Below are 13233 nucleotides of genomic sequence, written 5' to 3' on the forward strand. Positions count from 1 at the left end.
GTCTCGCTCCTGTCCTGCTCAGTTGAAACCACTGGGGGAGATAAAGTCGACATCGGTTTTCGGCTCGCCGCTCATCAGCAGCTCGATGACCTGATTCAGCGTGCGACCTTCAAACAGGATGGCATGTAATCCGGCCACCAGCGGCATATATACGCCCACTTCCTGTGCCTTGACCTTGAGCACCTTGAGGGTGTTCACGCCTTCGGCCACCTCGCCGAGCCGGTCCACCGCCTCTTCCAGGCTCAGGCCTTCGCCCAGGGCGAAACCGACCTGATAGTTGCGGCTCTTGGGCGACGAGCAGGTGACGATCAAATCGCCAACCCCCGCCAGGCCGAGGAAGGTCATCGGGTTGGCGCCCTGGCTGACGGCGAAACGGGTCATTTCCGCCAGCGCCCGGGTAATCAGCATGCTCTTGGTGTTTTCCCCCATGCCCAGCGCCACGGCCATGCCGGCGATGATCGCGTAGACGTTCTTCAACGCCCCGCCCAGCTCGACGCCGAAGCGGTCGGCGCTGGCATAGACGCGGAAGGTACGGCCATGCAGGGCCGCCTGCACGCGCTGGCAGAGTTCTTCGTCTTCACTGGCGACCACGGTGGCGGTCAAGGCGTGCTCGGCCACTTCACGGGCCAGGTTCGGCCCGGACAGCACGCCGATCCGCGCTTGGGGCGCGATCTCTTCGAGGATTTCGCTCATCAGCTTGAAGGTCTGCGCCTCGATGCCCTTGGTCAGGCTGACCAGCAGCTTGCCGGCGAGCAGCTGCGCATGGGGTGCCAGCACCGAGCGCAGGGCGCTGGAGGGCAAGGCGACAAAACACAGGTCACTGTCGTTCAGGGTGGCCAGAAGATCGGTCACCGGCTCCACCGCCGGATGAATCTTGATGCCTTTGAGGTAACGCGGATTTTCGCGATGAATGCGAATGGCCTCCGCCTGCTCCGGGTCGCGCATCCACTGCCGCACCCGATGGCCGTTCTCGGCCAGCAGATTGGCCACGGCGGTACCAAAGCTTCCGCCTCCCAGGACCGCGATAGGGCGCTGTTCAGTCATATGCAATCCGTCAATCCATACAGTGGCGATGGCGGCATTATACGGGGCGGCCCTGCGGCGGCCAGCCCCGTGAACAATTAGGCACAAATGCCGGGAAAACGCCGATTAGACCCCGGATTGTCGGGGTTATCGACTGGAAAACCCGGTCATCTCGGTTAACATGCGCGGCAATTATCCGTTATCAAGGCTGTGCCGTGTATCCTGGCCCTCCCCTCTCCCGCCCATCGCTCTTGCTGGCGCTGCTGTGCAGCACCCCGGCGTTGGCCGACGATCTGTTCCTGGACAGCCAGCCGCTGCCGGAAATCCTCACCGCCACCCGTCTGAAACAGTCCCCCGCGGCCGTGCCCGGCAGCATGACCGTGCTCGACAGCGAACTGATCAACGCCAGCGGCGCCCGCGACATCAGCGAACTGCTGCGCCTGGTGCCGGGGATGATGGTCGGCAATATCAATGGCAACCAGGCCGCGGTGAACTATCACGGCACCAATGCCAGCGAAGCGCGGCGCATGCAGGTGCTGATCGACGGGCGCTCGGTGTACCGGGCGGGCCTGGCCACCGTGGACTGGAGCGACATTCCGGTGGCCATGGAGGACATCGAGCGCATCGAGGTGTTCCGCGGCCCCAATACCGTCAGTTACGGCGCCAATGCGCTGATGGCGGTGATCAACATCATTACCCGCTCGCCCGCCAACAGCCACGGCACGCGGGTCAAGGTCACCCGCGGCCAGCGCGGTATCAGCGACTGGTATGCCAGCCAGGGCACCGGCTGGGACAGCGGCGACCTGCGCCTGTCGCTGTCCGGGCAGGAGGACGATGGCTTCGACAGCGATCGCAACGGCGCCGACTACCGCGACAGCCGGCGCTTGAACCGCTTCAGCCTGTCGGTCAGCCAGATGCTCAACGAGCGGCAGAGCATCGACTGGCAGCTCAGCGCCAAGGAAGGCAGCAACCGGCGCCCCTATACCTACCGCCCGGTCTTCTCCGGTATCACCTCGGCCGGCTACAACTCCGACGTGATCGCCAAGGACTATGCCGGCTCGCTGCGCTGGAACCTGGACATCAACCCGGACCACAGCCTTTATATACAAGGCTCGGCCCAGCACTGGGACCGCCAGCAGAACTGGCGCGCCTGTGACGCCGAAGTGTCGTTCAGCCCGGAACTGACCCGCCTCTGGCAGCTCAACCCGAACTACGCCGAACTGCTGGCCCGGCACATGGAGAATTTCACCGGCTCCGGCGCCCCTCCGGGCACCGCGGCCGAACAGGCCCTGGCGAACCAGGTGCTGACGCAATGGAAGGACGGCGCCAAGCGCACGGTCTGCGGGGATATCGACCAGAGCGCCCGTGAATCGCGCTACGACCTCGAGCTGCAGGACACCCTGAGCCTGTCCGACGGCGTGCGCCTGGTCAGCGGGCTGAACTATCGCTACGACCGCGCCGACTCGGAAACCTATTTCAACGGCACCCTCGACGACAGCACCTGGCGCGCGTTCGGCCAGCTGGAATGGCGCGCCACCGAACACTGGCTGCTGCAGGGCGGCGCCATGTTCGAGGACTCGCAACTGAGCGGCAGCTCGCTGACCCCGCGGGTGGCGGTCAACTACCTGATCAACCCGCGCCACGGCCTGCGGGCGGTGTATTCGGAAGCGATCCGCTCGCCGGACATGTTCGAGAACAACGTCAACTGGAGCTACCGGGTCACCAAGCTGAGCCCGACCGCCTATGGCCAGCCCAGCGCCCAGTATTTCGTCAAGACCCGCGGCCCGGGCAACCTCGACCAGGAGCGCATGCGCTCGCGGGAGCTGGGCTACAACGGCCTTTTCGCCGACCTCGGGCTGAACCTCGATGTGAAGCTGTTCTACGACGAAATCAGCGGGATGATCAGCGAGCCGCTGCGCAACAACCAGTACATTGCCAGCAACAGCAACTCCTCACGCTTCGTCGGCACTGAAACCCAGCTCGACTGGCGCCTGGACCCGGCGGACCGGCTGCGCCTGACGTACGCCTATGTCGACGCCGAGGCCAGCAACCCGCTGGACGAGCAATTGACCGCGCGCCACAGCGGTTCGGCAGGCTGGTTGCGCGACTGGGGCCAGGGCTGGTCCAGCGCGCTCTTCTACTATGGTTCCAGCGCGCTCAACGGTTACCGCTTCGAACGGGTCGATACCCGCGTCGCCAAGCGCATCCCCCTGGGCAAGGGCAGCCTGGAGCTGGCCGGCGTGCTCCAGCAACGGCTCGACGACGAGCCCACCACCTTTGTCGACAACAACTATGACTCGCAACACGTCCTCTACTTCAGTGCGGAGTTGACGTTCTAGCATGAGCCACCGTCAGTCAGGGATGACGCTTGCCTTGAGCCGATTCCGGGTTCGCCTGCTGCTGTTCTGTTGCCTCTGGGGTGCACTCCCCGCATGGGCGGCCCAGGTGTTGCTGACCGGCGCCGAAGACAGCGCCGGCGTGCGGGCCTTCGCTCAGGCACTGGCGCAACAGCGGCCACAGGACGAGGTGCGCTTCGAACTCCTGGCCAACCTGCCTGCCCCCGGTCAATTGCCGGCGGGGACCCGGCTGATCCTGCTTGACCCGGCCAGCCTGGAGTGGCGCCAGCAGGACGCCCAGGGCCCGGCCACCCTGGTGCTGCGCATCGGCCGGATCCAGGCCCAGCAGCGCCTCGGGGCAACGGCCTCGCCCCGGCTGAGCCTGTTATGGAGCGACCCGCCGCTGGCTCGGCAATTGCAATTGATCCGCAAGATCCTCCCCCAGGCCCGGCGGATCGGCGTGCTCTACGGTGCCGACAGCGAATTCCTGCTCAAGGAGCTGCACCAGGCCGCCCATCCCCTGGGGCTGGAAATCGTCGCCGAGCGCTGGGACGACACCAATGACAGCCGCCCGCTGCAAAGCCTGCTGAAAAGCAGCGACGTCCTGCTGGGGCTGGATGACCCACAGCTGTACAACCCGAAAACCGCGAAGAACCTGTTATTGAGCAGCTATGCCCGGCAATTGGCGCTGATCGGCCCCAATGCCGGCTTCGTCAAAGCCGGCAGCCTGGCCAGCACCTACAGCGACCAGGACGACTGGCTGCAAGTGCTCGACGATTTGCTGGACCGGCCCACGACCCACTGGCCGCGTACCCTGTATCCGCAACCGTTCAAGGTGTTGAGCAACCCGCAAGTGGCACGCTCCCTGGGTGTCGAACCGATTGACGAACAATCGGTGGCGACCCAGCTGGCCGAAGGAGAAAAACGCCCATGACCTTCCGTCGCCGTTGGGACATCAGTACCCGCACCCAGATCATCTGCCTCGGCCCGGCGCTGCTGCTGACCCTGCTGCTGATCAGCTTCTTTACCTTCGTGCGGATCCAGGATCTGCGCCAGGAGCTGAACCACACCGGCCAGTTGATCGCCAACCAGCTGGCGCCGGCCACCGAGTACGGGGTGATTTCGGGCAACAGCGAAGGCCTCGAGAGCCTGCTCAAGGCCACCCTGGCCACGCCCCACGTGCGCTTTCTCGAAGTCCAGGACAGCCGCAACAAGATCCTGGTGTACGTCGAGCAGCCTTCGGAGACCCACAACCGTTCGCAGCAGGTGGAAGTGTTCCAGGCCCCGGTGCGCCTGCAACGCATCCAGCTTAGCAACGATTTTTTCCAGGACGACCCGAGCGCCAGCGTGAGCCCGAACGAGGACTACCTGGGGCGGGTGATCGTCGGCATGTCCAACGACGCCTTCAGCCAGCGCCAGCAGGAGATTCTGTTCAAGGCCGGCATCCTCGCGCTGTTCGCCCTGCTGTTCACCTTCCTCCTGGCCCGCCGCCTGGCGGCCAGCCTGTCGCAGCCGATCAGCGCCATGGGCACCGCGGTCAAGGCCATTCAACAGGGTGACTTCAAGACCCCGCTGCCGATCGTCGACGATGCCGAGCTGGGCGATCTTTCGCGACATATCAACAACCTCGCCGCCGGCCTCGAGCAGGCCAGTCGCGAACAACACCAGGCCATGGCGCAATTGATCCAGACCCGCGAAGAAGCGGAGCGGGCCAACAATGCCAAGTCGGACTTCCTGGCGATGATGAGCCATGAACTGCGCACGCCCATGAACGGCGTGCTGGGCATGCTGCAACTGCTCGAAACCACGGAAATGACCGATGAACAGCACGAATACGCGGCGCTGGCCTCCGAGTCCACCGAGCACCTGCTCAAGGTGATCAACGACATCCTCGACTTCTCGCGCATCGAGCGCTCGGCCCTGGAGCTGGAGCACATCCCGTTCAACCTCGCCGAACTCATCAGCAGTTCGGCCCAGGCCTTCCAGCACAGCGCCGCGCAGCGCGGGCTGGACCTGCAACTGCGCTTGCCGCCCGGCATGGAGTCGCTGCAAGTCAAGGGCGATCCGACGCGTATCCGGCAGATCCTGGTGAACCTGATCGGCAACGCCTTGAAGTTCACCGAACAAGGCAGCGTCACCATCGAGCCGCAATGGCAGGCCCTGGACCACGAGCTGCTGTGGTTCACCTGTAGCGTGCGCGACAGCGGGATCGGCATCAGCCCGCAAAGCCTGGAGCTGATGTTCAACGCCTTCCAGCAGGCCGACAGTTCGATTTCCCGGCGTTACGGCGGCACCGGCCTGGGGCTGCCGATCGCCCGCACCCTGGCCGAACGCATGGGCGGCACCCTGCGCGCGCAGAGCGAGGAAGGCCGCGGCTCGGTGTTCACCCTGGAGATCCCGCTGGCGCTGTACCAGCAAAGCCTGCCGGTGCTGGCGCCGCGGGTGCACAGCGGGCATGCCCATGGAGAAGGACGCAACGTGCTGCTGGTGGAAGACAACCCGGTCAACCAGACCGTGATCCAGGCCATGCTGCGCAGCCTGGGCTTCACGGTCAGCATCGCCACCGACGGCGCCCAGGCCATTCGTAGCGCCGAAAGCCTGATTTTCGAGGCGATCCTGATGGATTGCCGACTGCCGCTGATCGACGGTTACGAGGCCACCCGGCAGATCCGCCAACTGCCCGGATGCGCCGACCTGCCGATCATCGCCCTGACCGCCAATGCCTTGCAGGGCGACCGCGAAGCGTGTTTGTCGGCGGGAATGAACGATTACCTGGCCAAGCCGTTCAAACGCACGGATCTGCAGCAAATTCTCCAACGTTGGGTGCAGTAGCGGCCATTTATCGACCATCTGCGACTGGCGTGAAGGGCGAAAGTGCGGCAGTCTTAGGCACCCGAACAGGCCCCTCACAGGGCCTGTATAATAATTTCAGTGCACAAGTGTACATTCATGTCCCTTGTGCTGTGACTTTCACCACAACGCAATAGTCTATGAGTAGGCTGCCGGCTCGAGGCATGAACGCTTCGATCGGCCGGGAAGATTTGCCCCACCCTGCCGCATGGGACTATTGAGGAGCTCGCATGACCAAACAAAACGCCTTTACTCGGGAAGACCTGCTGCGCTGCAGTCGCGGTGAGCTGTTCGGCCCAGGTAACGCGCAACTGCCCGCCCCGAACATGCTGATGGTGGATCGCATTACTCATATCAGCCAAGAGGGTGGCAAGTACGGCAAAGGTGAATTGGTCGCCGAGCTGGATATCACCCCGGACCTGTGGTTCTTCGCCTGCCACTTCGAAGGCGATCCGGTGATGCCGGGCTGCCTGGGCCTCGACGCCATGTGGCAACTGGTCGGTTTCTTCCTGGGCTGGCAAGGCCTGCCGGGCCGCGGTCGCGCCCTGGGTTCGGGCGAAGTGAAGTTCTTTGGCCAGGTGCTGCCGACCGCCAAGAAAGTCACCTATAACATTCATATCAAGCGCGTCCTCAAAGGCAAGCTGAACATGGCCATCGCCGATGGCTCGGTCAGCGTCGACGGCCGCGAAATCTACACCGCCGAAGGCCTCCGGGTCGGCGTTTTCACCTCCACTGACAACTTCTAAGGGTTATCCGCATGCGCCGCGTCGTTATCACTGGTCTGGGCATCGTTTCGTGCCTGGGCAATGACAAAGAGACCGTCTCCGCTAACCTGCGTGCAAGTCGCCCTGGCATCCGCTTCAACCCGGAATATGCCGAAATGGGTCTGCGTAGCCAGGTTTCCGGCTCCATTGACCTCAATCTCGAAGAGCTGATCGATCGCAAGGTCTATCGCTTCGTCGGCCACGCGGCGGCTTACGCCTACCTGGCCATGAAAGACGCCATCGCCGACTCCGGCCTGACCGAAGAGCAGGTTTCCAACCCGCGTACCGGCCTGATCGCCGGCTCCGGCGGCGCCTCGACCCTGAACCAGATGGAAGCGCTGGACATCCTGCGCGAGAAAGGCGTCAAGCGCGTTGGCCCATACCGTGTCACGCGGACCATGAGCAGCACCGTTTCCGCGTGCCTGGCCACTCCGTTCAAGATCAAGGGCCTGAACTACTCCATCGCTTCCGCCTGCGCCACCAGTGCTCACTGCATCGGTACCGCCATGGAACAGATCCAGATGGGCAAGCAGGACATCGTGTTCGCCGGCGGCGGTGAAGAAGAACATTGGAGCCAGTCGTTCCTGTTCGACGCCATGGGCGCCCTGTCCAGCAAGCGCAATGACACCCCGGAACAAGCCTCCCGCGCCTACGACGCCGACCGTGACGGTTTTGTCATCGCCGGCGGTGGCGGCATGGTAGTGGTCGAGGAGCTGGAACACGCCCTGGCCCGCGGCGCGAAGATCTACGCCGAAATCGTTGGCTACGGCGCGACGTCCGACGGCTACGACATGGTGGCGCCAAGCGGCGAAGGTGCAATCCGTTGCATGCAGATGGCCATGTCCACCGTCGACGCACCGATCGACTACCTGAACACCCACGGCACCTCGACTCCGGTCGGCGATGTCGCGGAAATGAAAGGTGTGCGTGAAGTGTTCGGCGACAAGGCTCCGGCCATCAGCTCCACCAAGAGCCTGTCGGGTCACTCCCTGGGCGCCGCCGGCGTTCACGAAGCGATCTACTGCCTGCTGATGATGGAAGGCAACTTCATGGCAGGTTCGGCCAACATCGAAGAGCTGGATCCGGAAGTGGCCGATATGCCGATCCTGACCAAGACTCGCGAAGACGCCACCATCAACACCGTGATGAGCAACAGCTTCGGCTTCGGCGGCACCAACGCCACCCTGGTCCTGAAGCGCTGGCAGGGCAAGTAAGCCCCGCCGCTTCGCAACATGAAAAACGCCCCGACTGGTTCGGGGCGTTTTTTATTGGGCGATTGTTTTCCCGAAGCCCTTACACCGAAAAACGCGCCACCAGGGTGTTCAGGTCCACCGCCAGTCGTGACAGCTCCTGGCTCGCGGCACTGGTCTGGTTGGCCCCGGCCGAGGTCTGCATGGCCAGGTCGCGGATGTTCATCAGGTTGCGGTCCACCTCCCGAGCCACCGCCGCCTGCTCCTCCGAGGCGCTGGCAATCACCGTATTGCGCTCGTTGATCAGGGTGATCGCCCCGGCGATTTCCTCCAGCGCCGCCCCCGCCGCCTTGGCCAGCTCCAGGGTCGAACGGGCCCGGCTGTTGCTCTGCTGCATGGAGCTGACGGCCTGCTCGGTGCCCAGCTGAATGCCGCCGATCATCTGCTCGATCTCCTGGGTCGATTGCTGGGTGCGATGAGCCAGTGCCCGCACCTCGTCCGCCACCACCGCGAACCCGCGGCCGGCATCCCCGGCCCGCGCCGCCTCGATGGCGGCATTCAGGGCCAGCAGGTTGGTCTGCTCGGCCACCGAACGAATTACATCCAGCACCTTGCTGATGCCATAGACCTTCTGCGCCAGCTCTTCGACCTGGGAGGCGTTGGCGGTCACGTCGTCGGCCAGGGACTCGATGGACTGCACCGTCTGTCGCACCTGCTCACGCCCATGCTGGGCAATCAGGTCGGACTGGCGGGAGGCCTCAGACGTCGCCACGGCATTGCTGGCCACCTCCTCCACCGCAGCGGTCATCTGGTTCACCGCCGTCGCCGCCTGCTCGATTTCCTGGCTCTGCTGGTGCAGGCCGCGCGTGGCGTCCTCGGTCACGCAACTGAGTTCCTCCGAAGCGGAAGCCAGCTGGCTGGAAGAGTCGGAGATGCGCCGGATGGTCTCCCGCAGGCTGTGCTGCATGGCCTTGAGCGCCTGCAGCAGGCGCGCCGGCTCATCCTTGCCGCTGATGCGGATGTCCTCGGTCAGGTCGCCGCCGGCCACCACTTCGGCCACGTTCAGCGATTGCGAGAGCGGCAGCACAATGCTGCGGGTCAGCAACAGGGCCAGGACAATGGTCATCAGGCCAGCCACCACGACCATCACGACTACCCAGACCTTGGCGTTGCTGAACACCGCCCTGGCCAGCTCGGTGGCCAAGTTGGCGTTGTGCCGGTTCAGGGCCACCAACTCATTGAGGGTGCCCGCCAGCTCATCGGCCAGTTGGCTCATCTCGCCATTGACCACCGCGACCGCATCCTCGACCCGCCCCTGTTGCGACAGTGCCATTACCTGGTTCTGATGCTCGAGGTAGCGCTTCTCGGCGGCTTTGTAGCGATCGAACAGCACACGCTCTTGCGGCAGCACAATCAGCGCGTTATAGCGCTCCTGGGCCACCGTCATGCCGCGCTTGATCTCATTGAGTTTGCTTTCGTTCTGCGCCAGGGCCTGGGGGCTGCGGTTGAGCAGCAAGCGCATAGTCAGCGCGCGGACCCGCAGCAGGTCCTGATTCATTTCGCCCACCGACATCACACTGGGCAGCCAGTTGTTGTCGACCTCGTCGGACTGCGCGCGCATGTTCGCCATCTGCAGCAGGGCGAACGCCCCCAGGCCGAACACCATCAACGCCAGCAGGCCGAAGCCCAGGCCTGCGCGCGGTGCAATGTTGAGACTCCTGATGCTCATTCTCCGGTTCCTTCCAAAAGCGCTGCATTCGCCATGCAGCGGGCTGCTGTTGAAAGTATCGGGTCGCGGAAAATTTGCTTAAGACGAAAACGTGATATCAAAACGCCCAAGCACTCCGATGCCTGGGCGTAAACGATTCAGCGTACGGTAAAACGCTGCTGGACCAACAAACGGTCACCCTGGAACACCATGAAGCGCCACTCGCCGGGGATCACTTCATGACTCTCGGTGAACTCATAGGCCATGATGTCCTGCGGCGCGCCCGGTACCAGTTTCTGGGTCACTTCGAGCTTGTCGTGACGCTGGCCATCCGGGGTGCGGATACCCGGTGTGAAATACAGCAGGGTCAGCGGCACATCCTCGGCCACCTTGCCGGCCAGCTGATAACGCAGGCCGAACTTGGTGCCCAGCCGCGCAGGCACGATCTCGGTCTGCTCGATGTTCTCGTTGCTGCGCCGCAGCACCCGCTCACCCGACTGCAACGCGGCCTTCGGCCCCTCGAACACACCATATTCCACCGGGCCTTCGACACGGACTTCAGCACTGGCAAAGCCACTGAGCATCATCAGCGCCGCCAATGCGCTTAAACGGGTGAGGTGCATATCGCGCTCCTTGATTGAGATGGCGCGAGCCTATGACGCAGGCATGACAGGCTGATGACAAACCTGCATCGCCAGCGCCTTGGCAACGCCCGCGCACTGGAGCCTCCCAGGATCAACGAGCGCGCGGCAGCACGGCGAGGAAGTTGTCCTGGGCCACCTTGCGCGCCACGTCCTCCGGCAAGGCATCGAGAAAGGGCTCGAAGCTGCGCATTTCCCGCCCCAGCTTGTTGAATCGCCCGACAACGTCCGAACCCAGCATGAACCGCTCGGGAAAGCGCTCCACCAGCTTTACCCACTCCGCCCGGGGCACGCCCTGCTCATCCAGCAGGTACGGCCTGAGCACGCTCCAGGACAGGTCGATATACAGGTTGGGATAGGACTCGAGCATCCGCGCCAGGGTCGGCAGGAGAAAATTCAACTGCACCTGATGCCGGTGGATCTCCATGCTGGTGCCCGCGTGGGCCCAGATAAAACGCGTGTGGGGGTGATTGCGCAGCGGCTCTTCGATTTCCCTCAGGTACAGCGGGTTCTTTTCGCGCTTGGAGGTGATGTTGGAATGCAGCATCACCGGCAGGTCGTTTTCCGCCGCCAGGTGATAGATCCGCGTCATCGCCTCGTTATTGGCCCGTGGCGTATCGCCGGAGGTCAGCGCGGTCAGGTCGTCGTGGCGGGTAAAGACCTCGCCGATGCCCTGCCACAACCCCGGATTGAGGTCGAGCATGCGCTGGATATGGGCCTCGGAGTTCTTGTCGTTGGGGTTGAAGCCCGACAGGAACGGATGGAAGTGCCGGCGCTGCTCGGGCGTCAGGCGATTCACCGCGGCGGCGACAATCACATCGGTAGCGCTGTACCAGTAGGCATCCGCGTCATCGCCGGCGTAATAGCGCGGCCGCTTGGGTTCGTCTTCATGCCATTTCTTGGCCACCGGGATACCGGAAATCATCACATGCTCGATGCGATTGTCGGCCATGGCCTTGAGCAGCTTGTCCATGCCCGCCGACTCCTGGAAGAAGTCGACGTAATGCAGGTGGGCATCGCTGTAGGCGTAGTCGCGGGCCTGGGCCCAGGCGCTCGGCAGCAGCAACAGCAAGGTGCTCAGGTAGATCCAGCGCATGGGTGGGCTCCTGTCGATTCACGCTGGGTAGACCCTGCCCCGGAGGCGGCGGTTCAGAAAAAGGGGAACGCACAACCAGCGTAATGCTCTATAACTGCACCACCTTTCAACGACTGCTCACTGCCCGAGGTCCGTCATGACTATCACCGTCAACACCGAATCCAGCGAAGGTTTCCGCCACAGCATCCAGATCGATGACCACCAATTGTTCGCCGACCTGCCCAAGACCCTGGGCGGCGAAGGTTCCGCGCCGGAACCCCACGACTTTTTCGATGCTGCCCTGGGCGCCTGCAAGGCCCTGACCCTCAAGCTGTACGCGCAGAAAAAAGAGATTCCGCTTACTGGCGTCACGGTCGAGGTCAAGCACGACAACAGCCAGGAGCAGAAAGGCAAATACGCGCTGCACGTCAAACTGACCCTCAAAGGCGTGCTCACCGACGCCCAGCGTGAAGAGCTGCATCGCGTCGCCGACCGCTGCCCGGTGCACAAGCTGATGACCACCGCCGAGGTGAGCATCGAGACCCACCTGTCCGAAGGCACCTTCAGCCAATAGCGCCACGGGCTGCACAAGCAGGTTATGCTCCCGGGCATAACCCGATCAGCCTGGAATGCACCATGAACACACCGCTCGTGATTCGCCCTCGCGCCGAGGACGTCGAAGGCCAACCCATCCTGCGTCCGCTGCCCTCGGCCCAATGCCGCAGCGTGGGGCCCTTCGTGTTTTTCGATCACATGCTGCAAACCCGCTACCCCGCGGGCAAGGGCATGAATATCCGCCAGCATCCGCATATCGGCCTGTCGACCCTGACCTACCTGTTCCAGGGGCAGATCCAGCACAAGGACAGCCTCGGTTCCGACCAGGTGGTGGACCAGGGGGATGTCAGCTGGATGACCGCCGGCAGCGCCATCGCCCACGTCGAGCGCACCCCGCAGGCGCTGATCGACAGTGATTTCAGCATGCACGGCCTGCAGGTCTGGCTGGCCTCCCCCAAGGCCCATGAACAAGGCCCGGGGCACTACAGCCATCACCCGGCCGCGACCCTGCCGGTCAGCGACAACCTCGGGGTCAGGATCCGCATGATCGCCGGCAGCGGTTTCTGCCTGGAATCGCCGGTCCCGGTGCTCTCCCCGACCCTGTATGCCGAAATACAGCTGCAGACCGCGACCACCCTGCTGATCCCCGCCGAACACGAGGAACGCGCCCTGTACGTGCTCGAAGGCGACGCCCAGCTGGACGGCGAGCCCGTCGAGCCCCATGCGCTGGTGATCCTGCCGGCCGGCACCACCCCGACCCTGTTCGCCGACAGCGACTGCCACGCCGTGCTGTTCGGCGGCGCGCCGCTGGACGGTCCACGGCGGATCAACTGGAACTTCGTCTCCAGCGACCCGGCCCGTATCGATGAAGCCCGCCAGCGCTGGGCCGCCGGCGACTGGCCGACGGTGCCGGGGGAAAGCGAACGAATCGAACTGCCCAAGGGCAAAGGCTCGCCGTCCCCTCTGTAGCGCCGGGCGTTCAATAGCCTGGGCAGGTCAAGTACCGGCCCAGGCTCCACCGCCGCCAGGCTGCGCAACCAGGTACCGGCCGGCGCGAGCGGTTGCGGGTAGCCGGATCCCGGCCTATGGTC

At 63.9% G+C, this 13233-nt stretch carries 11 protein-coding genes and 1 pseudogene; 7 read left to right on the forward strand and 5 right to left on the reverse strand.

Going from position 1 to position 13233, the window contains the following annotated elements; translation table 11 throughout:
- Window positions 1–18: 18 nt before the first annotated feature.
- Entirely contained in the window at window positions 19–1044 is a 1026-nt protein-coding gene (locus PVZ80_RS24355) for an NAD(P)H-dependent glycerol-3-phosphate dehydrogenase (protein WP_273864695.1), read from the reverse strand.
- A gap of 194 nt (window positions 1045–1238) precedes the next feature.
- Here PVZ80_RS24355 and PVZ80_RS24360 point away from each other — a divergent pair, with 194 nt between their 5' ends.
- From PVZ80_RS24360 to fabB, 5 genes are all read left to right on the forward strand, one after another.
- On the forward strand, window positions 1239–3362 hold the full coding sequence (locus PVZ80_RS24360; RefSeq protein WP_273864696.1) for a TonB-dependent receptor plug domain-containing protein: 2124 nt from the start codon (window positions 1239–1241) through the stop codon (window positions 3360–3362).
- Between the two features lies 1 nt (window position 3363).
- Complete coding sequence (locus PVZ80_RS24365) at window positions 3364–4293, forward strand: ABC transporter substrate-binding protein (RefSeq protein ID WP_422623392.1); 930 nt, start codon at window positions 3364–3366, stop codon at window positions 4291–4293.
- Window positions 4290–6191, forward strand: coding sequence for an ATP-binding protein (locus PVZ80_RS24370; RefSeq protein WP_009047784.1), 1902 nt, complete (start codon window positions 4290–4292; stop codon window positions 6189–6191). Before PVZ80_RS24365 ends, PVZ80_RS24370 begins: the two co-directional genes overlap by 4 nt.
- Window positions 6192–6439: 248 nt before the next feature.
- Window positions 6440–6955 carry a 3-hydroxyacyl-[acyl-carrier-protein] dehydratase FabA gene (gene fabA / locus PVZ80_RS24375; RefSeq protein ID WP_007931558.1) on the forward strand — a complete coding sequence of 172 codons (516 nt, stop codon included), beginning with the start codon at window positions 6440–6442 and terminating at the stop codon, window positions 6953–6955.
- 11 nt (window positions 6956–6966) lie between these two features.
- On the forward strand, window positions 6967–8187 hold the full coding sequence (fabB, locus tag PVZ80_RS24380) for a beta-ketoacyl-ACP synthase I (protein ID WP_124310663.1): 1221 nt from the start codon (window positions 6967–6969) through the stop codon (window positions 8185–8187).
- A gap of 79 nt (window positions 8188–8266) precedes the next feature.
- Here fabB and PVZ80_RS34105 read toward each other — a convergent pair whose 3' ends face one another.
- From PVZ80_RS34105 to PVZ80_RS24395, 4 genes and pseudogenes are all read right to left on the reverse strand, one after another.
- Entirely contained in the window at window positions 8267–9130 is an 864-nt protein-coding gene (locus PVZ80_RS34105; protein ID WP_371356849.1) for a methyl-accepting chemotaxis protein, read from the reverse strand.
- A pseudogene (locus tag PVZ80_RS34110) lies at window positions 9122–9892 on the reverse strand (MCP four helix bundle domain-containing protein); the annotation flags it as partial. The pseudogene PVZ80_RS34110 and the gene PVZ80_RS34105, both read right to left, overlap by 9 nt.
- 137 nt (window positions 9893–10029) lie before the next feature.
- Window positions 10030–10494: a DUF3859 domain-containing protein gene (locus PVZ80_RS24390; protein ID WP_009047781.1), complete on the reverse strand. Its 465-nt coding sequence runs from the start codon at window positions 10492–10494 to the stop codon at window positions 10030–10032.
- A gap of 112 nt (window positions 10495–10606) precedes the next feature.
- Window positions 10607–11608 (reverse strand): amidohydrolase family protein, encoded by a 1002-nt coding sequence (locus PVZ80_RS24395; protein ID WP_009047780.1) that lies wholly within the window; start codon window positions 11606–11608, stop codon window positions 10607–10609.
- Between the two features lie 136 nt (window positions 11609–11744).
- On the opposite strand from PVZ80_RS24395, the gene PVZ80_RS24400 reads away from it, so the two are divergent.
- Window positions 11745–12161 (forward strand): OsmC family protein, encoded by a 417-nt coding sequence (locus PVZ80_RS24400; RefSeq protein WP_273864697.1) that lies wholly within the window; start codon window positions 11745–11747, stop codon window positions 12159–12161.
- A gap of 62 nt (window positions 12162–12223) precedes the next feature.
- Window positions 12224–13111, forward strand: a complete 888-nt coding sequence (locus PVZ80_RS24405) for a pirin family protein (RefSeq protein ID WP_101282009.1) — start codon at window positions 12224–12226, stop codon at window positions 13109–13111.
- Window positions 13112–13233 lie beyond the last annotated feature (122 nt).

Origin of the sequence: Pseudomonas sp. B3G-3, assembly GCF_028640915.1 — a bacterium.
Classification (GTDB): Bacteria; Pseudomonadota; Gammaproteobacteria; order Pseudomonadales; family Pseudomonadaceae; genus Aquipseudomonas; species Aquipseudomonas chlororaphis_I.